Origin of the sequence: Planomonospora alba (assembly GCF_039534085.1) — a bacterium.
GTDB classification, from domain to species: domain Bacteria; phylum Actinomycetota; class Actinomycetes; order Streptosporangiales; family Streptosporangiaceae; genus Planomonospora_B; species Planomonospora_B alba.
This window is the reverse complement of sequence record NZ_BAAAUT010000040.1, coordinates 1-19,985: the sequence shown is the minus strand read 5'-3', so window position 1 is coordinate 19,985 and position 19,985 is coordinate 1. Positions and strand designations below refer to the sequence as shown.

Sequence of the window (19,985 nt, the reverse complement as noted above, 5' to 3'; positions counted from 1 at the left end):
GGCCACCATACTTAGGTGTGTGCCTAAGGAACAGGAACGGCTCGACCAGGTCTTCCAGGCTCTGGCCGATCCGACGCGACGCAAGGTGATCGAACGGCTCGTCTCGGGGCCGGCCGCCACCTCGGAGCTGGCGGAGCCGTTCGACATGGCGCTCCCGTCGTTCACCCAGCACCTGGCGGTGCTGGAGCGCGCCGGGCTGGTGACCTCCGCCAAGCAGGGGAGGGTGCGGACCTACCGGCTCTCCCGGGCCGGCCTCGAGGCCGCCGACGGCTGGCTGGCCGAGCAGCGCCGGCTGTGGGAGCGGCGCCTCGATCAATTCGACCACTTCGTGACCACTCTGAAGGAGCAAGGATGAGCTTCACCCCGTACGTCCTCGACCCGAACCTCGACATCGAACTCACCCGGGAGGTCGATGTGGCGCCCGAGCTCGTCTGGAAGGCGTGGACCACGCCGGACCTGCTCAAGCAGTGGTTCGCGCCGAAGCCCTTCGAGACGCCCCACTGCGAGATCGACCTGCGCCCCGGCGGGATCTTCCGCACGGTGATGCGCTCTCCGGAGGGCGCGGAGTTCGACGGGGCGGGCTGCTACCTCGACGTGGTCCCGAACGAGCGGCTGGTGTGGACCAGCGCGCTGGCGCCCGGCTACCGCCCGCAGGAGGGCGACCTGCCCTTCACGGCGGTCATCGAGCTCCAGCCGAACGGCTCCGGCGGCACCCGCTACCGCGCGATCGCCATCCACCGGACGCCGGAGGACAACAAGAAGCACGCGGACATGGGCTTCGTCGAGGGCTGGGGCGCGGCGCTCGACCAGCTCGTCGCCCTCGTCAAGGCGAGCTGAGACCCCCGGCGGGCCCGCGGTGGCCCCGGCTCCGCGCCGGAGGCCGCCCCGGGCCCGCCGCTCCGCCGGCCGTGCTCCGCCGCCGGGCGGGACCGGGCGCGCAAACGGTCCGGCCGGGCCCGGTACGGCCCGGCCGGACCGGATGGCGTCGTCAGAACCGGTCGAACTTGGTGTCGTCGATGTCCGGAACGACGACGTCCACACCGGTGAACACCGGCGCAGTGACGCCGTTCAGGTTGTACTGGCCGTTGCCGTTGTGGTGGGCCCCGTGGCGCGAGGGCCCGTCGTATCCGTACCCGCCGCCGGAGCCACCGCCGGAGACCGCGGGGGAGGCGCCGGGACGGCGCGCCCCGTGCCCGGAGGCGGTGCCCGTGGTGAAGAACGCCATGGTGGCCTGGAGCTGAGCCGTCTGGGCGGACATCTCCTCGGCGGTGGCCGCCAGCTCCTCACTGGACGAGGCCGTCTGCTGCGTGACCTTGCTGATCTGGGTCATCGCGGTGTTGATCTGGCGGACGCCGGTGGACTGCTCGCTGCTGGCCGCGGCGATCTCCTGGACCAGGTCGGAGGTCTTCGTGATGCTCGGGATGATCGTGTTGAGCAGTTCCCCGGCGCGTTCGGCGGTCTTCACGCTGCCGGCGGCCAGCTCGCTGATCTCCTGGGCGGCGATCTGGCTCCGTTCGGCGAGTTTGCCGACCTCGGTGGCGACCACGGCGAACCCCTTGCCGTGCTCCCCGGCGCGGGCGGCCTCGATCGTGGCGTTCAGCGCGAGCATGTTGGTCTGGAAGGCGATGTCGTCGATGATGCCGATCTTGCTGGTGATCTCCTTCATCGCCTCGACGGTCTTCAGGACGGCGTCGCCGCCCTCCATGGCCTCGGCGGCGGCCTTCGTGGCGATGCCCTCGGTGACGACGGCGTTCTCGCTGTTCTGGGTGATGCCGGAGGTCATCTGCTCGATGGCCGCGGTGGTCTCCTCCACACTGGCGGCCTGCTCGGTGGCGGCCTGCGACAGGCTCTGAGAGGCGCCGCTGATCTGGTTGGCGGCGCTGTTGAGCTGCGCGGTGGAGTCCAGCACCCCGCCGACGGTCTCGGAGAGCCGGTCCAGGGCGCTGTTCAGCGCGATGCCCATCCGCCCGACCTCGTCGCGGCCGGCCACGGTCAGCCGCTGGTCGAGACGTCCGCCGGCGAGACCGGTGAGGACGGTCACGGCCTGGCTCAGGGGCCGGGAGATCGCCCGGCTGATCGCCTGGACGACCGAGAAGGTGAGCACCAGGGCGAGCACGATGAGGGTGATCAGGATCGTCTGGGCGGTGTCGTGGGCGGAGGCCGATTCGTCCAGCCGCGCCTGCGCGTTCCGGTCCGCGCCTTCCAGCAGGCCGGCCAGGGCCGTTTCGGCCCTCGTCGCGATCGGCGTGACCTTCTCGTTGACGACCCGGTTGAAATCGGCGTACTTGCCGGCCTTGGCCAGCGGCATCAACTCGTCCGACACGGTCTGCTTGTACGCGTTCCACGCGTCGAGGAACGCACGCCGCTCGTCTTCGCCGCCGGCCGCGTCCCGAGCGGTGAAGTCGGCCCAGGCCCGGTCCAGGGCGGCGGCGGACTCCTGCACGTCCGCGATCCCGGCTTCGCTCTCGGCGCTGCTCTGGGCCATCGCGGCCCTGTTCGTCTTGAGCCGGACCTTGAGGTAACCGGCCTCGACGTCGCCGATCATCTGAACGTCCCGCAGGTTCCCGTGGTAAAGATCGTCCAAGCGCTGCTGGGTGCCGCCGAGCTGGACCAGGCCCACCGCGCCGACGGCCAGCATCAGGGTGAGGACCACGATGGCCAGGGCGCGCAGCTTCCACACGACCGACAGGTCGCGGAACGCGGACATGATCGAGCGACGACGGATGTCTTCGTCTGCCATTTCTCCCAAGGCTCCTTAACCGCCTCTGCCGCACAGCGGGGCGGGGATGTCTGTCATAACCGCCCCAGAATCGGCCCGTTCCGGCTCCGCCTGAGCGCTTCCGGGCAACCGCGTCCCCGGCCCGGCCGCGTCCCCGGCCTCCGGCACCCCGCCTCCGTGCGCCCGCCGGCGGGGAGGGCGGGGAACCGGCGGGCGCCGCGCCGGAAGGACGATCTGCGGAAATCACCTTGACTGGCGTGCGGCCGCGCCGATGTGTGTGCCCGGACGTTAGTACGCCACGAAACAGACGGGTGCGGGTCACGGGACGCGCGGTCCCCGCCTGCCCGAAAGGATCATCCGGTGAGTGACATCTCCGCAGCGCACGGGGGCGCCTCGGCCAACGGTTCGCCGGCCGCCGAACCGGCCCGCTACCTGACCTTCACCCTCAACGGGGATGCCTACGCCCTCGACATCTTCCACGTCATCGAGATCCTCGAACACCGCCGGCTGACCGTGGTGCCGACGATGCCGGAGTTCGTGCGCGGGGTGATCAACCTTCGCGGCCGGGCCGTCCCGGTGATCGACCTCGCCGTCCGGCTCTCCCGGGGAAGCACGGAGATCAAGAAGCGGACGAGCGTCATCATCGTCCACATCAACGACGCGTCCGGGGACGTCGCCGGCGCCTCCGCGAGGGGCAAGCGCACCGGGCAGGACATCGGGATCCTGGTCGACACCGTCAACAAGGTCGTCGCCTTCGAGGACGACGACATCGAGCCGGCCCCCGCCTTCGGCGCGGGCATCCGGGCCGACTACATCAGCGGCATGGCCAGGCGGGAGGGCGACTTCGTCATCGTGCTGGACGTCGACAACGTCCTGTCGATCGCCGACATGGCCGGTCTCGCCGGGCCGGCCGCGGGCGCGCCCGCCGGCCACGGCGGTACGGCGAGCGAGGTCCCGTCAGCATGACACCGCCGATCGCGGAGCCGCTCGCCATCACCGGAGGCGAGTTCGGCTACATCAGCGAGCTGCTGCACCGGCATACCGGCATCAGGCTCACTCCCGGCAAGGAGGCCATGGTGGCCAACCGGCTGGACCGGCGACTGCGCCAGCTCGGGATGGGTTCCTACAGCGAGTACATCCGGCTCCTCGAGCGGCCGGACCAGGAGGCGGAGGTGGGCTACGTCGTCGACCGGCTGACCACCAACGAGACGTTCTTCTTCCGCGAGGCGCCGCACTTCGGCTTCCTGCGGGACACGGTCGTGCCCTCGCACCGCGGGCACCGGCCGCTCCGGTTGTGGAGCGCGGCCTCCTCGACCGGCGAGGAGGCCTACACCGCGGCGATGGTCCTGGCCGACGCCGCGCCGGCCACGCCGTGGGAGATCGTCGGCACGGACGTCTCGTCCCGGGTCGTGGCGGTCGCCCGCCGGGGCGTCTACCCGATCGCGGCCGCGGAGAGGATCCCCCGGCCGCTGCTGCGGAAGTACTGCCGCAAGGGCCGCGACGACTACGCCGGGCTCATGGCGATCGCCCCCGAGCTCCGGGCGAAGGTGACGTTCCTGCACGCCAACCTGATGACGGACCTCCGGTCGCTGGGCAGGTTCGACGTCATCCTCCTGCGCAACGTGATGATCTACTTCGAGGCCCCCACCAAGCACGAGCTGGTGGCCCGGGTGCAGGAGATGCTCCACCCCGGCGGCCACCTGATCGTCGGCCACTCCGAGTCGCTCAGCGGCATCACGTCGCGGCTGCGCATGGTCACGCCGTCCGTCTACCGGCTCGACGGAGACGGCCGTGGCTGAGCGGGGCCCGGGCGCCGGCCCGATCAAGGTGCTGATCGTGGACGACTCCGCCGTCATGCGGCAGGCGCTGACCTCCCGGCTGCACGCCAGTGCCGGCATCGAGGTGATCGCCGCCGTGCCGGACCCGATCTTCGCGATGAGGCGGATGAACCAGTCCTGGCCCGACGTCGTCCTCCTCGACCTCGAGATGCCGAGGATGGACGGCCTCACCTTCCTCAAGAAGATCATGGCGATCCGGCCGACACCCGTCGTGATCTGCTCGGCCCTGACCGAGCGCGGAGCGCGGACGGCGATGACCGCCCTGGCCGCGGGCGCGGTGGCCGTCATCGCCAAACCCGCCACCGGGCTGCGGGGGTTCGTCGAGGACAGCTCCGACGACATCGTCACCGCCGTCCGCGCCGCGGCGGCCGGCCGGGTGAGGCGGCCGGACACGGCCACCCGGCCCGCCGTGCCCCCGCCCGTGCCGCACCGGCCCGGCACGCCGCCCGGTGCGGCCGGGCCGGTCGTCGCGATAGGCGCCTCCACCGGGGGCACCCAGGCGCTGGAGACCGTTCTCACCGCGCTCCCGCGGGTGGACTTCGGCATCGTCGTGGTCCAGCACATGCCGGCGGTGTTCACCAACGCCTTCGCCGCCCGTCTGGACCCGATGTGCCAGGTCACGGTCAAGGAGGCCGCGGACGGCGACCCCGTGCGCGCCGGACACGTCCTGGTGGCGCCCGGCGGGCGGCACATGGAGCTGCGGAACTCCGACGGCCGGTACCGGGTGCGGATCTCCGACGGCCCGCCGGTCAACCGGCACCGGCCGTCGGTGGACGTGCTGTTCCGCTCGGTGGCCGAGGCGGCCGGGCCCGGCGCGCTGGGGATCATCATGACCGGCATGGGCGACGACGGCGCCCGCGGCCTGCTGGAGATGCGCCGCCGCGGCGCCCTCTCCATCGCCCAGGACGAGGCGACCTGCGCCGTGTACGGCATGCCGGGTTCCGCGGTCGCCCTGGGCGCCGTCGACCGTGAAGTACCACTCCCCTCGATCGCGGAGGTGATCCGTCAGCATGGCTGAACCGATTCAGCTGCTCCTCGTCCTCGTCCTCGGCGGCGTGCTCGGTTACGGGTTCGCGTCGGCACGGGCCCGGCGGGCCGTCCGGGCCCGCCAGGTCTCTGCGGCCGCGCCGGCGCCGGACACGCCGGCGCACCTGCATCTGATCACCGACCTCGCCACCAAGGTCGCCCCGGTCTGGTCAGCCCAGATCGACTCCTCCCGTGCCCAGATGGAGACGGCGGTCAGCGGCCTGGCCGAGCAGTTCGGCGGCATCGTGTCGAATCTGGACGAGGTCCTGGCCTCATCCGCGGTCGTGCTCGACGACGGTGACGGCGGCGCCTTCGAACGCAGCCGCAAGCGCCTCGGCGACGTCGTCGGGACCCTGGACGACACGCTCGCGGTGAAGCGCCGGGCGTCCCAGGAACTGCACACGCTGCTCGGCCTCAACGAGGAGCTGAAGCGGATGGCGGCCGAGGTCACCGGGATCGCCGGCCAGACGCATCTGCTGGCGCTCAACGCCTCCATCGAGGCGGCCCGGGTCGGCGCGGCGGGCGCGGCGTTCGGGGTCGTCGCCTCGGAGGTCCGCCAGCTCGCCGACCGGTCGCTGGGCATCAGCGAGCGGATGGAGACCAAGGTGACCGGCATCGCCGAGGCGATCGAGTCGGTGCTGACGGCCGCGCAGGAGTCGGCCGAGCGGGAGGACCACGCCGTGGCGCAGGCCAACGACGAGGTCCAGGGGGTCCTCGAGGACCTGCTGTCGGTGGTCTCCACGGTCCGGGACTCGTCGGCCCAGCTGGAGAACGCGGCGGTCGGCATCCGGGCGGAGATCAACGAGGCGATCGTGAACCTCCAGTTCCAGGACCGGGTAGGCCAGGTACTGCAGCACCTGCGTGACAACATCGACCGGCTCCCGGAGCTCATCGCCCGGACCCGGGAGGCGGAGCCGGGCGGCGCCTCGCTGGACGCCGAGGCGCTGCTGAAGGCTCTGGCCGAGGACTACACGATGCACGAGGAGCGACAGGCCCACCACTCCGGTGCCGTCGCCCGGGTGCGCGAATCCGAAATCACATTCTTCTGAGGGGACAGGAAATGCCCAAGAGCGTTTTGATAGTCGACGACTCCGCCTCGGTCCGGCAGGTGGTCACCATCGCGCTACGCGGCGCGGGGTACGACGTGATCGCCGCCGTCGACGGACAGGATGCCCTGAAGAAGCTGACCGGGCAGCGGATCCACCTGATCATCTCCGACGTCAACATGCCGAACATGGACGGCATCACCTTCGTCCAGGAGGTCAAGAAGCTGCCGGCGTACAAGTTCACACCGATCATCATGCTCACGACCGAGTCCCAGGAGGACAAGAAGCGGCAGGCCCAGGCCGCCGGGGCCAAGGCCTGGGTGACCAAGCCGTTCCAGCCCCCGCAGATGCTCGCCGCCGTGGCGAAGCTGGTCCAGCCATGACCGCGTCCCCTCCCCACCGGATCGCCGTCGACGACGAGCTGACGATCATCACCGCGGCCGAGTACAACCGGCGGCTCGCGGCGGCCCTGAGCGACGGCGCACCGGTGGAGGTGTGCCTGGCCGGGGTGACCGACCTGGACACCGCCGGTCTCCAGGTGCTGCTGCACGCCCGCCGGGAGGCGCACCGTCTGGGCCGGACCGTCACGTTCCGCGATCTCAACGAGGTGGTCCGCGACACCCTGGCCGTCGCCCACCTCGACGGCGTGCTGGACGGCACCGCGCAGACCGTGACCGGACGATCGGAGGCATGATGTCCCTCGGTGAGGACCTGGGCCAGGCGCTCGGCACCTTCGTCATCGAGGCCCGGGAGTTGCTCCAGGACATCGAGGACGGGCTGATCGCGCTGGAGGACGACCCGGCCGCGGACGAGACCGTCAACGCGCTCTTCCGCGCCGTGCACACGCTGAAGGGGTCGGCGGGCCTGTTCGGCCTGGACCACCTGGTGGAGTTCACCCACGTGGTCGAGACCGTGCTGGGCCTCGTGCGTGAGGGCGCACTCGGCGTGTCGCCCGGGCTGGTCAGCGCCGTGCTCCCGTGCGCGGACCACATCGCGGCCATCGTGGAGGGGGTCGCCGCGGGGCAGACGCAGGCGAGCCCCTCCCAGGTGCGCGCAGGTGAGGACCTGCTGGCCGGGCTGCGGCCGTTCCTGTCCGCGGACACGGCGCAGACCCGCCCCGCCGGGAGTGTTCCCGGGCCGCCCGCGGAGACCGGTCCGGCCCGTCCCGACGTCGCCTGGGAGCTGAGCCTGCGTTTCGGCCCGGACAGCCTGCGCAACGGCATGGATCCGCTGGCCTTCCTCCGCTACCTGGGCACCATGGGTTCGGTGACACGCGTGACGACGGACGTCGACGCGCTGCCCGAGGCGGACGGGATGGACCCCGAGACCTGCTATCTCGGCTTCGAGGTGCACCTCGTCACCGACGCCCCGAAAGCCGAGATCGAAAATGTGTTCGAGTTCGTGCGCGAGGACGGCGACATCCGCATCGTGGCGGCCGACGACCAGACCGACTCCTACGTGCAGCGCATCCAGTCGCTGCCGGAGAGCGAGCGGGTCGGCGACATCCTGGTCCGCAGCGGAGCGGTCACGGAGGCCGAGATCGCCAGGGCCCTGCGGATCCAGCAGGAGCGATCGGCGGGATACGCCGAGCCGCCGGTGCGGATCGGCGAGGTGCTCGTCGAGGAGAACATCGTCGGGCAGCCCATCGTGGAAGCGGCGCTGGGCAAGCAGCGGGGGACGGTCGAGGCGCGTTTCCACGACACCCAGACCATCCGGATCGACGCGTCCCGGCTCGACAAGCTCATCGACCTCGTCGGCGAGCTGGTCGTCGCCCAGGCCAGCACGGGCATGCGGCCGGCCGCGGCGGGGCAGGGCGGTGCGCTGCAGGCGGAGAGCGAGGTCATGCGGTTGGTCGACGAGGTCCGGCACAGCGCCCTGGCGCTGCGCATGGTGCCCATCGGCACCACCTTGCGGCGCTTCGAGCGGGTCATCCGGGACGTCTCCATGGACCTGGGCAAAGAGGTCGCCCTGGTGGTGACGGGAGGTGACGCCGAGATGGACAAGGCCCTCGTCGAGCGGATCGGCGACCCGCTGCTGCATCTGGTCCGCAACTCCCTTGACCACGGGATCGAACCGCCCGAAGAACGCGTCCGGCGCGGCAAGCGGGCCCGGGGCACGCTGCGGCTCAACGCCTTCCACGACGCCGGCAGCGTCGTCATCGAGGTCATCGACGACGGCCGGGGGCTCGACCGGGAGCGGATCCTGGCCAAGGCCGCCGAGCGGGGGCTGGTGGCGCCCGGGGCCGTCCTGAGCGATCAGGACGTGTACGGGCTGATCTTCGAACCCGGGTTCTCGACCGCGGAGTCGGTCTCCAGCATCTCGGGGCGGGGGGTCGGCATGGACGTGGTGCACCGCAGCGTCACCGAACTGCGCGGCAGCATCGAGATCGACTCCACGCCCGGTGTGGGGACCACCATGCGGATCCGGCTGCCGCTGACATTGGCGATCATCGACGGATTCCTCGTCGGCGTCGGCGAGTCGTCGTTCATCATCCCGCTGGACCGCGTCACCGAGTGCGTCGAACTGCCGGCGGGCCCTGCCGACCGTGACTGCATGTACCTGCGCGGCGAGGTCCTGCCGTTCATCCGGCTGCGGTCCCTGTTCGACATCCCCGGCGAGCCGGCCCGCCGCCAGAGCGTCGTCGTCATCGAGCAGTCGGGGCAGCGGACCGGCCTGGTCGTCGACTCCCTGATGGGCGAGGTCCAGACCGTCATCAAGCCGCTGGGCCCGCTGTTCAGCAGTCTCAACTGCGTCAGCGGCTCGACCATCCTCGGCAACGGCGAGGTGGCGCTCATCCTGGACGTCGGCCCGCTGGTCGCCGGCCACGGCGAGCGGGAACGCCTCCGCGTCGCGGGATAGGCCGCGAGACGGCGGGCGCGTCCGCCGTGCGACCCGGTCCGTGCGGGGCGGCGCACCGGGCGACGCTCCCGAGGTCCGGTCCGGCTTCCGTCAGCCGGGTCGGCCCCGGTCCCGTTCCCGGGTGACCACGTAGCGGGCGGGGACCTCGCCGCCGCCGTGGACGGCGAGGTCCGCTCCCGTGACGTAGGCGGACAGGTCGCCGGCCAGGTAGAGGCAGGCGTCGGCGACGTCGGCGGGCGCCGCCATCCGCGCCATCGGGATCACCCCGGCGACCGCGGCCCCGCCGTCCTCGCCGTACACCGCGGCCGCGGCCTCGGTCCGCACCAGCCCGGTGGTGATGTGGTTGACCCGCACCTTCGGCGACCACTCCAGCGCCAGCGCCCGGGTGAGCGCGAGCAGCCCGGCCTTGGCCGCGGCGTAGGCCGCGACGCCCGGCTGCGGGTCGTGGGCGGCGACGCTGCCGATGTTGACGATCGAGCCGCCGCACTCCTGGCCCTGCATCACCCGGTTGGCCGGCTGCGCCACGTAGAACGGCGCGAGCAGGTTCAGGCCCACGATCTTCTCGACGAACCGCGGGGAGACCGTCGCCGCGTCCGCCGAGGGCGAGCCGCCGGCGTTGTTGACGAGCACGTCGAGCCGGCCGAGCAGGCCGGCCGCGCTGTCCACCAGGCCCGCGGCGGCCGCGGCGTCCCGCACGTCGGCGGCGACGAAGCGGGCCGTCCGGCCGCCCGCGCGCGGCAGGGCGGCGGGCTCGGCGCGCCCGCAGACCACCACTTCGGCGCCGGCCGCCAGGAAGCGCTCCGCGATCGCGCGCCCGATGCCCCTGGTCCCCCCGGTGACCAGCACCGTCCGGCCGGTGAAGTCCATCGTCACGTTCATCGTCGCCTCCCGGTGCGCGCGGCCGTTCCCGCCCCCGGAGGGTACGGCCGCGCGCGGCGGAGGCGGGCGGACGGTACCGATCACCGGGACAACCGCTCCCGGGAGCGGGGGCCGGGCGGCACCATGGCGGCACGGCAGCGGCACGGCGGCAGTACGGCGGCGCCGCGCCCGCACCGCAGAACGGCCCGCACCGGGGCCCCCACCGAGGCAGGGAGTCCATGAGCGAGAACGACGCACCGACGATCCCGCGGATCCTGGACCGCGCCGCCCGTGACTTCCCGGACCTGGAGGCCGTGGTGGACGGCCCGGTCCGGGTCACCTACGGCGGGCTGCGCGACCGGGCCCGCCGGGCGGCGCGGGCCCTGCTCGCCTACGGCCTGCGGCCGGGGGAGCGGATCGCGATCTGGGCGCCGAACGGCCTCGAATGGATCGTGACCGCGCTGGGGGCGGTGAGCGCCGGGCTCGTCCTGGTGCCGGTCAACACCCGCTACAAGGGCGAGGAGGCACGGTGGCCGCTGGCCCGGAGCGGGGCGCGGCTGCTCTTCGTGGAGAACGGCTTCCTCGGCAAGGACTACCCGGCCGTGCTCGGCGCGGAGGAGCCCGGCGGGCGGGCCCGCGGCGCCGCGGGGCCGGTGCCGGGCCTGCCGGAGCTGATCGCGGTGATCGACTTCGGCGGCCGCACGGCGGCGGGCACGGGTGCGGGCACGGACGCGGATACGGGGGCGGGCACGGATGCCCGCGCGGGTGGGGGCGCGGACGTGCCCGCGGGGCAGGGAAGCCGCGCGGGCGCGGGCGGGGTGCCCTGGGCGGAGTTCCTGGCCGCGGGACGGGCCGTGCCGGAGGAGGAGGCCGCGGCGCGGGCGGCGGCGGTGGCCCCCGGGGACGTCGCGGACGTGCTGTTCACCTCCGGCACGACCGGCAGGCCCAAGGGCGTCATGTGCACCCACGGCCAGGACGTGCGGACCTACGAGGCGTGGTGCGGCCGGACCGGGCTCGCCCGCGGCGACCGCTACCTCATCGTCAACCCGCTCTTCCACGCCTTCGGCTACAAGGCGGGCGTGCTGGCCTGCCTGCTGCGCGGGGCCACGATGGTGCTCCAGCGGGTCTTCTCGCCGGAGGAGACGATGCGGCTGATCGAGACCGAGCGGATCACCGTCCTGCCCGGACCGCCGACGATCTACACGTCCCTGCTGGACGCGCCGGAGCGCTCCCGCCACGACCTGTCCTCGCTCCGGCTCGCGGTCACCGGCGCGGCCACCGTGCCGGTCGCCCTGGTCACGCGGGTACGCGCCGAGCTCTTCCCGCAGGTCGTCACCGCGTACGGGCTCACCGAGTCGTGCGGCACCGTGACCTCCTGCTCCCTCACCGACGACGACGTGACCGTGGCGACGACCTCCGGCCGCCCCATCGAGGGCGTGGAGGTCAAGGTGGTCGACGGCGGGGGCGAGCCGGTGCCGGCCGGGGAGGACGGCGAGATCCTGGTCCGCGGGCACAACGTGATGCTCGGCTATCTCGGCGATCCCGGGGCGACCGCGGAGGCGGTCCGGGACGGCTGGCTGGTGACCGGCGACCGGGGCCGCCTCGACGAGCGGGGCAACCTGACCGTGACCGGCCGCTCGAAGGACATGTTCACCGTCGGCGGGTTCAACGTCTACCCGGCCGAGGTCGAGCAGGTCCTGGTCCGCCACGGGGCCGTCTCCGAGGCCGCCGTCGTCGGCGTGCCGGACGCGCGGCTGGGCGAGGTCGGCCGCGCCTACGTCGTGCTCCGGCCCGGCGCGCGGGCCGTACCGGGGGAACTGGTCGCGCACTGCCGGGAGCTGCTGGCGAACTTCAAGGTCCCCCGGGAGGTCGTCGTCGTGGACGGCCTGCCGCGCAACGCGGCAGGCAAGGTGCAGAAGTCGGAGCTGCCCAGGTGAGGGCGGGCGCGTCCCGCCGGGCGGGACGCGGAGGTGCTCCTGGCGTAGCTCGTGAACCGGACGTGCGGCCGTGACGGCCGTGGATCAGATCTGGTCCAGGCCGCCGTCGACCGAGTTCGTCGGCCCGGGTCCGCGCGGACGAACGGGCGGCGGCCTTTCGGCGCCCTTTCCGCCGTCGGGGCCGGCCGGTGACCGGGCCGGCTGCGCGGACCGGAGTGGGGGCCGCCGGGGTGGGGCGGTGTCGGCTCATGAACGGATGATGGCCTGTTCGAGCAGGCCCTGAAGGGTGCGCTGCTGCTGGGCGGTGAGGCCGGCCAGCGGTGAGTCCTGGACGAGGAGTCCGAGGAGCCGTTCGCGGAGGGCGTCGCCCTCCGCGGTGAGGACGAGTTGCTTGGCGCGACGGTCGGTGGGGTGCGCGCGGCGCTCGATCAAGCCCTGTTTCTCGAGCTTGTCGACGACGAAGGTGGCGTTGGAGGGCTCGCAGCTCATGCGCTCGGCGAGCTCCCGCATGGTCATCGGTCCGGTCATCTCCCGCAGCGCGGTCGCCTGGGCCGAGGTGAGGCCCAGGACGGCCGCGCATTCGCGTACGTGAACGGCGATCTGCTGGGCCAGTCCGTTCACCAGGCCGCACAGCTCCCGCTCGGCGGCGGCCTGCGGTTCTGAGGACGTGGTCATGCACTCCATCCTAGCAAGTCCATCAAGCCAGCATATTTGCAACTTAACTATTTCAAGCCGGTATGTTTCAAGCTTGACTGTTTCAAGCTTGATGCTTATGGTGGCCCGGTCGCCGACGAGGGCGCGGCGGCGACCCGACCCCGAAGAAGGGAACGCGACCATGGCGAACTCCGCGGTTGACCAGGACGAGCGGCTGCGGCGGCCGGCGGGGGTCCGCTCGGTACGGCTGGGCGACACGAGGGTGTCCTTCGTGCCGGACGGGGCCATCCAGGGGAGGCCGCGCAGCTGGCTGCCGGACACCACCGATGAGATCTGGGCCGCCCACCCGCAGTACCTGGATGCCTCCGGCCATCTTGTGGCGAGTATCGGTGGCCTCCTGGTGGAGAACGGCGACCGCGCACTGCTGATCGATGCGGGGTGGGGGCCGGTGTCGCTGCCGGCCGAGCCGGGAAGCCCGAACGGCGCCGTTCACGGTGGCGCGCTGCTGGACGGTCTGGCCGAGCTCGGCCGCAGGCCGGAAGAGATCGAAACGGTGGCCTTCACCCACCTGCACATCGATCACCTCGGCTGGGCCTGGCACCCCGCCCCGGGCGGTGACCGGCCCGTGTTCACCCGGGCCGGGTATGTGGTGGCCGAACCGGAATGGGCCCAACGCGACCTGCTCGCGCAGGGCGTCACCGAGGAGGAGGCCGCCGCGCTGGCACCGCGCGTGCGTACGGTGACGGACGGGCAGGAGGTCTTCCCCGGCGTGCGGGTCCAGGTCACCGGTGGCCACACGGCCGGGCACACGCAGTACGTCATCACCGGGGGCGGAACCCGGCTGATCGCCTTCGGCGACGCCCTGCACTCACCGATCCAGGTGGACCACCCCGAGTGGTCCTGCCTCTACGACCACGACCCCGCCCGGTCCGCCGAGCACCGCCGTCGCCTCGTCGCCGAGTTGGAGGAGCCTGACACGATCGGCTTCGGCGTCCACTTCGCCGATGCGGTCTTCGGGCAGGTCCGCCGGGACGGCACCGGCCCCGCCTGGCGCCCCCTGGACGTCTGACCCGTCCCGAGACCGACCACGACCACGACGACCACGCGCGGCCCGCCCACCCGCTCGCCGGACCCGCCGCCGGGTACGGCCTGCGCCCGACCGCCCCGTGATCCCGGCACGGCCGAGCCCGCCGGTCGGCGGTGACGCCGCAGAACCGTCCGGCCATGCCGTGGCAGGCCGGGCATCGGCTCGCGAGCCGCCCTCTCAGGTCCCGTAGACCGGTTCGGGCTCGGCGGCGCGGGCCAGCAGGCCGGTGACCACCGGACCGAGCCCGGCGGGGTCCCAGCGGGCGCCGTTGTCGGCGGCCGGGCCGCGCCGGAAGCCCTCCATCACGCAGATCCGGCCGCCCTCGACCTCGAAGACGCGGCCGGTGACGTCCCGCGACTGCGCCGAGCCGAGCCAGGCGACCAGCGGGGAGACGTTCTCCGGGGCCATCGCGTCGAAGGCGCCGGCGGCGGAGGGCGCCATCGCCGCGGCGAAGACGCGCTCGGTCATCCGGGTGCGGGCGGCCGGGGCGATGGCGTTGACGGTCACGCCGTACCGGCCCAGCTCGGCGGCGGCCACCAGGGTCAGCCCCACGATGCCGGCCTTGGCGGCGGAGTAGTTGCCCTGCCCGACGCTGCCCAGCAGACCCGCTCCGGACGAGGTGTTGACCACCCGGGCGTCCACCGCCCGGCCCGCCCTGGACTCGGCCCGCCAGTGCAGCCCGGCGTGCTTGAGCGGCAGGAAGTGGCCCTTGAGGTGGACGCGCATCACCGCGTCCCACTCCTGCTCCGACATGTTCACCAGCATGCGGTCGCGCAGGAAGCCGGCGTTGTTGACCAGCACGTCCAGCCGACCGAAGGACTCCAGGGCGGTGGCGACCAGGCGCCGTGCCCCGTCGTCGGCGGCGACGTCGGAGCAGTCGGCCACCGCCTCGCCGCCCAGCGCGCGGATCTCCTCGGCCACCCGCTGGGCGGGGCCGCCGGAGGCGCCCTCCCCTGAGGCGCTGACGCCGAGGTCGTTGACCACGACCCGGGCCCCCTGCCGGGCGAACTCCAGGGCGTGCGCGCGGCCGAGGCCGCGCCCGGCGCCGGTCACCACGACGACGCGGTCCTTGCAGATCATGGTCGGTTCTCCTCATCACCGGCGGCCGGGTCGGGCGAGGACGGCCCGGCGCCGGGGGAGGCGGTCGTGCCGGTCCTTCTGCTACCTTAATTTCTAACAAATGTTTGGTGGAAAGGTAGCCCATGGGAATCTCCACCAGGAACCACGACGACGGCGTCGTCGAGATCGTCATGGACGTGCCGCCGGTCAACGCGCTACCGGTCCAGGGCTGGTTCGACCTGGCGGGGGCCGTCCGGGAGGCCGGGCGCGACGTGCGGACCCGCGCCGTGGTGCTGCGCGCCGAGGGCCGGGGCTTCAACGCCGGGGTCGACATCAAGGAGATCCAGGCATCCCCCGGCTTCGAGGCGCTGGTCGGCGCGAACCGCGGCTGCCACGCCGCGTTCGGCGCGGTCTACGAGTGCGAGGCGCCGGTCATCGCGGCCGTGCACGGCTTCTGCCTGGGCGGCGGCGTCGGCCTGGCCGGCAACGCCGACATCGTGGTCGCCTCCGAGGACGCCTACTTCGGCCTGCCCGAGGTGGAGCGGGGCGCGCTGGGCGCCGCCACCCACCTGGCCCGCCTCGTCCCGCAGCACCTGGTGCGCGCCATGGTCTACACCTGCCGGAACGTCACCGCCACCGAGCTGCACGCGTTCGGCTCGGTGCTGGAGGTCGTGCCCGCCGCGCGGCTGCGCGAGACGGCCCTCGGGGTCGCCGCCCAGATCGCGGCCAAGGACCCGTACGTGATCCGCCGGGCCAAGGAGTCGCTGAACGGCATCGACCCGGTCGACGTCCACCGCAGCTACCGCTACGAGCAGGGCTTCACCTTCGAGCTCACCCTGACGGGCGCAGGCGAGAGGCACCGCGCCGCCTTCGTCGCGGAGGGGGCGCGGCGGTGAGCCCGGCGGACAAGGTGATGACGGCCGAGGAGGTCGTCGCCTCGCTGGAGAGCGGCATGACCCTCGGGATCGGCGGCTGGGGATCGCGGCGCAAGCCGATGGCCCTGGTCCGGGCGATCTTCCGGTCCTCCCTGACGGACCTGACGATCGTCTCCTGCGGCGGGCCCGACGTGGGCCTGCTCTGCGCGGCGGGCAAGGTCCGCCGGGTGGTCGCCCCGTTCGTGACGCTCGACTCGGTCCCCCTGGAGCCGCACTTCCGGGCCGCCCGGCGCAGCGGGGCCGTCGAGTTCACCGAGTACGACGAGGGCATGTTCATGTTCGGCCTGCTCGCCGCGGCGCACCGGCTGCCGTTCCTGCCGACCCGCGCCGGGCTCGGCTCCGACGTGATGCGGGCCAACCCGGAGCTGCGCACGGTCCGCTCGCCGTACGGCGGGGCGGGCACGCCGCACGGCGCTCCAGGGCGGGACGCGGGCGGGGCGGCGGGGGAGGAGGGCGAGGAGCTGGTCGCGGTGCCCGCGCTGACGACGGACGCGGCGCTGGTGCACCTGGACCGGGCCGACACCCGCGGCAACGGCCAGTACCTCGGCCCCGACCCGTACCTGGACGACCTGTTCGCCAAGGCCGCCGCCCGCACCTACGTCAGCTGCGAGCAGCTGGTGGGGCCGGGCCGCCTGGCGGGCCCGCCGCAGACGCTGCTGGTCAGCCGGATGCACGTCGCCGGGGTGGTCGAGACCCCCGACGGCGCGCACTTCACCGAGTGCGCGGACCGCGGCCGCGACGAGGCGTTCCAGCGGCACTACGCGGCCTCGGCCGCCGACCCGGACGCGTGGGCGGCCTTCACCGGCCGCTTCCTGTCCGGCGGCGAGACCGCCTACCGGGACGCGGTACGGCGCTGGCACGAGGAGGAGGACCGATGAGCGCGACCCGGGCCGAGGTCTGCGTGGTGGCCTGCGCCGAGGCCTGGCGCGGCGACGGTGAGATCCTGGCGGCGGCGATGGGCACCTGCTCGGTCCTGGGCGCCCGGCTGGCCCGGCTCACCTTCGCGCCCGACCTGCTGACCACCGACGGCGGGGCGCTGCTGACCGCCGAGCCGGTGCCGCTCGGCGCGCCCGCCGGCCCGGCCGAGGGCTGGCTGCCGTTCCGCGACCACCTGTGGCTGGTGCAGAACGGGCGGCGGCACGTGATGATGGGCGCCTCCCAGATCGACCGGTACGGCAACACGAACATCTCGGCGATCGGCGACCGGGCCCGGCCCGCCTCCCAGCTGCTCGGCGTGCGCGGCGCCCCCGGCAACACGATCTGCAACCCGACCAGCTACTGGATCCCCCGCCACTCCAGGCGCGTCTTCGTGCCGGAGGTGGACGTGGTCAGCGGGGTCGGCGCCGACCGGGCGGCGGAGCTGGGCCCGGCCGCCTCCCGCTTCCACGACCTGCGCCGGGTCGTGACCGACCTGGGCGTGTTCGACTTCGGCACGCCGGACGGGGCGATGCGGCTGGTCTCGGTCCACCCCGGGGCGGAGGTCGACCAGGTCCTCGCCGCCACCGGCTTCGACCCGGTCGTCGACGGCGACGTGCCGGAGACCCGGCAGCCGACCGGCGAGGAGCTGCGACTGATCCGCGAGCGGCTCGACCCGCGGGGCCTGCGCGACCGGGAGGTCCCGGCATGACACCCCGCAGGGCGGCGGGCGTCCGCACCGGCGGGGGGGACGCGGGTGCGGCCTCCCGCGGCGGGGCGTTCCGCGACCGCCGGGCGCCCGCGCCGGCGGCGCCGCGAGGACCGGAGGCCCGGACGTGATCGGCCAGCTCCTCGACACGCCGCTCACCCGGCTGACCGGGGTCCGCCACCCGGTCGTGCAGACCGGCATGGGGTGGGTGGCGGGGCCGCGGCTGGTCTCGGCGACGGCGAACGCCGGCGGCCTGGGCATCCTCGCCTCGGCCACCATGACCCTCGACCGGCTCGACGCCGCCATCGAGGAGGTCCGCTCGCGCACCGCGGCCCCCTTCGGGGTGAACCTGCGCGCCGACGCCTCCGACGCGGGCGACCGCGTCGACCTGCTGATCGGGCACCGGGTGAAGGTCGCCTCCTTCGCGCTGGCCCCCCGACGGGAGCTGATCGCCAGGCTGAAGGAGGCCGGAGTCGTGGTGATCCCGTCCGTCGGGGCGCGCCGCCACGCGGAGAAGGTCGCCGCCTGGGGCGCCGACGCGGTGCTCGTCCAGGGCGGCGAGGGCGGCGGCCACACCGGTCCGGTCGCCACCACGCTGCTGCTGCCGCAGGTCGTCGACGCCGTGGACATCCCGGTGATCGCCGCCGGCGGTTTCTTCGACGGCCGGGGGCTGGCCGCCGCCCTGGCGTACGGCGCGGCCGGCGTGGCCATGGGCACCCGCTTCCTGCTCACCTCCGACAGCGCCGTCCCGGACGCGGTCAAGCGGCTCTACCTGGAGGCCTCCGAGACCGTGGTCACCCGCCAGGTGGACGGCACGCCGCACCGGGTGCTGCGCACGCCCCTGGTGGCGGGGCTGGAGGAGGCGGGCCGCATGACCCGGCTGGCCCGCGCGGTGCGCAACGCCGCCCGCTTCCGGAAGGTCTCCGGCATGTCCTGGGCGGCGATGGTCCGCGACGGCCTGGCCATGCGGCGCGGCGGGGAGCTGACCTGGCCGCAGGTGCTGATGGCGGCCAACACGCCCATGCTGCTCAGGGCCGCGATGGTCGACGGCCGCCCGGACCTGGGGGTGCTGGCCTCCGGCCAGGCGGTGGCGGTCATCGACGACCTGCCTTCCTGCGAGGAGCTGATCGACGCCGTCGTCACCCGGGCCGCCGCGACCCTGCGTGACCTGGGGCGCAGGCACGGCGGGCCGTAGGGGCGATCCGCCGGGCAGGCCCCCGGGAGCACCGGAGCACCGGCTCCCCGGCAGGCGCATCCCTGCCTGGAACGATCCATATGCGGGCTTCGCCGAAGGGTGCCAGCATCGCCGGGAGAGACGGAGAGGGGAATGACGTGGACGAGGCCGCGGTTCTCGCGAACGAGACGACGGTTCCACTGATGCCGTGCGCGTCGGTGGAGGAGACCTCGGCGTTCTACGAGGCGCTGGGGTTCGAGGTGACCTACAGGCAGAGCAGGCCCTATGTCTATCTGGCGCTGCGGTGGAGCGGGTTTCAGCTGCACTTCGGCCCGGCGCCGGGAGGGCTGGATCCGGCCCGGGAGGAGTCCGGAGGCTGCCTGGTCATGGTCGACGCCGTGGCGCCCTACCACGCGGCGTTCACCGCGGCGATGCGCCGGGCCTACGGGAAGGTGCTGGGTTCGGGCCTTCCGCGGATCACCCGCTACCGGCCGGGTGCGTCCCGGTTCACGCTGATCGATCCATCCGGGAACTCGATCATCTTCATCCAGCGCGACGAGCCGGTCGAGCTGGAGTACGGCGGCTCGAAGCGGCTGACGGGCCTGGCCAGGGCACTGGACAACGCCCGGATCCTGCGCGAGTTCAAGAACGACGACCTGCAGGCGTTCCGCGCGCTCAAGTCCGCGGTGCGCAGGCGCGGCGGGGACGCCCCGCCGGTCGAGCTGGCCATCGCCCTGTGCCACCTCATCGACCTGGCCGCGGTCCTCGGTGAGCCCACCGATCCGTGGATCGCCGATCTACGCGATCTGGAGCTCGTCGCCGACGACAGGCAGCGCATCGAGTCGGAGCTCGGGCATCTCGCCGGGCTGCGGGAGTGGCTGGGCTGAGGGTTCTTCAGCGGCCTGCCCGGCAGGCCGTCACCCGGGCGCAGTGGTCGGCGGCCCCGGCGCCGGCCCCGCGGTCAGCCCCGGGAAGGCCGGGCTCCGGCCGGATCAGCTTCGGGAGGGCCCGGCGCCGGCCGCCAGGCGGGTGCGGACGACCAGGTCGTGCAGGACGCCGTCCGCGGTGGCGGTCTCCGGCAGGCGGGAGGCGTCCCGGGCGGCCTCCAGCCCGGCCGTCAGACGGGCGACGTCGCGCTCCAGCCGCGGGCGCTCCGGAGCGCCGGAAGG

The 19,985-nt window shown here is 73.3% G+C and carries 20 protein-coding genes; 16 read left to right on the top strand and 4 right to left on the bottom strand.

The genetic code is table 11. The annotated features are described in order from the left end of the window. Nucleotides 1–19: 19 nt before the first annotated feature. Both ABD823_RS23075 and ABD823_RS23070 read left to right on the top strand, forming a co-directional pair. A complete protein-coding gene (locus ABD823_RS23075; RefSeq protein WP_344862891.1) occupies nucleotides 20–355 on the top strand; it encodes an ArsR/SmtB family transcription factor in 336 nt (111 codons plus the stop codon). After that, nucleotides 352–837, top strand: a complete 486-nt coding sequence (locus ABD823_RS23070) for an SRPBCC family protein (protein ID WP_344862889.1) — start codon at nucleotides 352–354, stop codon at nucleotides 835–837. Before ABD823_RS23075 ends, ABD823_RS23070 begins: the two co-directional genes overlap by 4 nt. A gap of 151 nt (nucleotides 838–988) precedes the next feature. On the opposite strand, the gene ABD823_RS23065 is transcribed toward ABD823_RS23070, so the two are convergent. Next, nucleotides 989–2,740, bottom strand: a complete 1,752-nt coding sequence (locus tag ABD823_RS23065) for a methyl-accepting chemotaxis protein (RefSeq protein WP_344862888.1) — start codon at nucleotides 2,738–2,740, stop codon at nucleotides 989–991. Between the two features lie 339 nt (nucleotides 2,741–3,079). Here ABD823_RS23065 and ABD823_RS23060 point away from each other — a divergent pair, with 339 nt between their 5' ends. From ABD823_RS23060 to ABD823_RS23030, 7 genes are read left to right on the top strand one after another with little or no spacing between them, the layout of a single operon-like run. Further along, entirely contained in the window at nucleotides 3,080–3,685 is a 606-nt protein-coding gene (locus ABD823_RS23060; protein WP_344862886.1) for a chemotaxis protein CheW, read from the top strand. Next, the gene (locus ABD823_RS23055; RefSeq protein WP_344862884.1) at nucleotides 3,682–4,518 is read left to right on the top strand and encodes a CheR family methyltransferase; all 837 of its coding nucleotides are present in this window, start codon (nucleotides 3,682–3,684) and stop codon (nucleotides 4,516–4,518) included. Before ABD823_RS23060 ends, ABD823_RS23055 begins: the two co-directional genes overlap by 4 nt. After that, nucleotides 4,511–5,575 carry a protein-glutamate methylesterase/protein-glutamine glutaminase gene (locus ABD823_RS23050; RefSeq protein ID WP_344862882.1) on the top strand — a complete coding sequence of 355 codons (1,065 nt, stop codon included), beginning with the start codon at nucleotides 4,511–4,513 and terminating at the stop codon, nucleotides 5,573–5,575. Before ABD823_RS23055 ends, ABD823_RS23050 begins: the two co-directional genes overlap by 8 nt. Then, on the top strand, nucleotides 5,568–6,632 hold the full coding sequence (locus ABD823_RS23045; protein WP_344862880.1) for a methyl-accepting chemotaxis protein: 1,065 nt from the start codon (nucleotides 5,568–5,570) through the stop codon (nucleotides 6,630–6,632). Before ABD823_RS23050 ends, ABD823_RS23045 begins: the two co-directional genes overlap by 8 nt. Before the next feature lie 11 nt (nucleotides 6,633–6,643). Next, complete coding sequence (locus ABD823_RS23040; RefSeq protein WP_344862878.1) at nucleotides 6,644–7,012, top strand: response regulator; 369 nt, start codon at nucleotides 6,644–6,646, stop codon at nucleotides 7,010–7,012. Continuing rightward, nucleotides 7,009–7,323, top strand: a complete 315-nt coding sequence (locus tag ABD823_RS23035; protein ID WP_344862876.1) for an STAS domain-containing protein — start codon at nucleotides 7,009–7,011, stop codon at nucleotides 7,321–7,323. The genes ABD823_RS23040 and ABD823_RS23035 overlap by 4 nt, the downstream gene beginning before the upstream one ends. After that, a complete protein-coding gene (locus ABD823_RS23030; protein WP_344862874.1) occupies nucleotides 7,320–9,488 on the top strand; it encodes a chemotaxis protein CheA in 2,169 nt (722 codons plus the stop codon). The genes ABD823_RS23035 and ABD823_RS23030 overlap by 4 nt, the downstream gene beginning before the upstream one ends. Before the next feature lie 90 nt (nucleotides 9,489–9,578). Here the strand turns inward: ABD823_RS23030 and ABD823_RS23025 are convergent, their stop codons facing one another. Further along, nucleotides 9,579–10,367 (bottom strand): SDR family oxidoreductase, encoded by a 789-nt coding sequence (locus ABD823_RS23025; protein ID WP_344862872.1) that lies wholly within the window; start codon nucleotides 10,365–10,367, stop codon nucleotides 9,579–9,581. A gap of 218 nt (nucleotides 10,368–10,585) precedes the next feature. On the opposite strand from ABD823_RS23025, the gene ABD823_RS23020 reads away from it, so the two are divergent. Continuing rightward, the gene (locus ABD823_RS23020; protein WP_344862870.1) at nucleotides 10,586–12,283 is read left to right on the top strand and encodes an AMP-binding protein; all 1,698 of its coding nucleotides are present in this window, start codon (nucleotides 10,586–10,588) and stop codon (nucleotides 12,281–12,283) included. A gap of 246 nt (nucleotides 12,284–12,529) precedes the next feature. Here the strand turns inward: ABD823_RS23020 and ABD823_RS23015 are convergent, their stop codons facing one another. Next, nucleotides 12,530–12,958 (bottom strand): MarR family winged helix-turn-helix transcriptional regulator, encoded by a 429-nt coding sequence (locus ABD823_RS23015; protein WP_344862868.1) that lies wholly within the window; start codon nucleotides 12,956–12,958, stop codon nucleotides 12,530–12,532. Between the two features lie 160 nt (nucleotides 12,959–13,118). On the opposite strand from ABD823_RS23015, the gene ABD823_RS23010 reads away from it, so the two are divergent. Then, nucleotides 13,119–14,006 carry an MBL fold metallo-hydrolase gene (locus ABD823_RS23010; protein WP_344862866.1) on the top strand — a complete coding sequence of 296 codons (888 nt, stop codon included), beginning with the start codon at nucleotides 13,119–13,121 and terminating at the stop codon, nucleotides 14,004–14,006. 195 nt (nucleotides 14,007–14,201) lie between these two features. On the opposite strand, the gene ABD823_RS23005 is transcribed toward ABD823_RS23010, so the two are convergent. Continuing rightward, nucleotides 14,202–15,104: an SDR family oxidoreductase gene (locus ABD823_RS23005; RefSeq protein WP_344862864.1), complete on the bottom strand. Its 903-nt coding sequence runs from the start codon at nucleotides 15,102–15,104 to the stop codon at nucleotides 14,202–14,204. A gap of 122 nt (nucleotides 15,105–15,226) precedes the next feature. Here ABD823_RS23005 and ABD823_RS23000 point away from each other — a divergent pair, with 122 nt between their 5' ends. The 5 genes from ABD823_RS23000 (at nucleotide 15,227) to ABD823_RS22980 (ending at nucleotide 19,703) form a co-directional block, all read left to right on the top strand. Beyond that, complete coding sequence (locus ABD823_RS23000; protein WP_344862862.1) at nucleotides 15,227–15,979, top strand: enoyl-CoA hydratase family protein; 753 nt, start codon at nucleotides 15,227–15,229, stop codon at nucleotides 15,977–15,979. Nucleotides 15,980–15,996: 17 nt separating this feature from the next. Next, the gene (locus ABD823_RS22995; RefSeq protein WP_344862996.1) at nucleotides 15,997–16,896 is read left to right on the top strand and encodes a CoA transferase subunit A; all 900 of its coding nucleotides are present in this window, start codon (nucleotides 15,997–15,999) and stop codon (nucleotides 16,894–16,896) included. Then, the gene (locus ABD823_RS22990; RefSeq protein ID WP_344862860.1) at nucleotides 16,893–17,645 is read left to right on the top strand and encodes a CoA-transferase subunit beta; all 753 of its coding nucleotides are present in this window, start codon (nucleotides 16,893–16,895) and stop codon (nucleotides 17,643–17,645) included. The genes ABD823_RS22995 and ABD823_RS22990 overlap by 4 nt, the downstream gene beginning before the upstream one ends. 127 nt (nucleotides 17,646–17,772) lie before the next feature. Then, on the top strand, nucleotides 17,773–18,837 hold the full coding sequence (locus tag ABD823_RS22985) for an NAD(P)H-dependent flavin oxidoreductase (RefSeq protein ID WP_425566648.1): 1,065 nt from the start codon (nucleotides 17,773–17,775) through the stop codon (nucleotides 18,835–18,837). A 182-nt stretch (nucleotides 18,838–19,019) separates the two neighbouring features. Next, nucleotides 19,020–19,703 (top strand): VOC family protein, encoded by a 684-nt coding sequence (locus tag ABD823_RS22980; protein ID WP_425566647.1) that lies wholly within the window; start codon nucleotides 19,020–19,022, stop codon nucleotides 19,701–19,703. The last annotated feature ends 282 nt before the right edge of the window (nucleotides 19,704–19,985 follow it).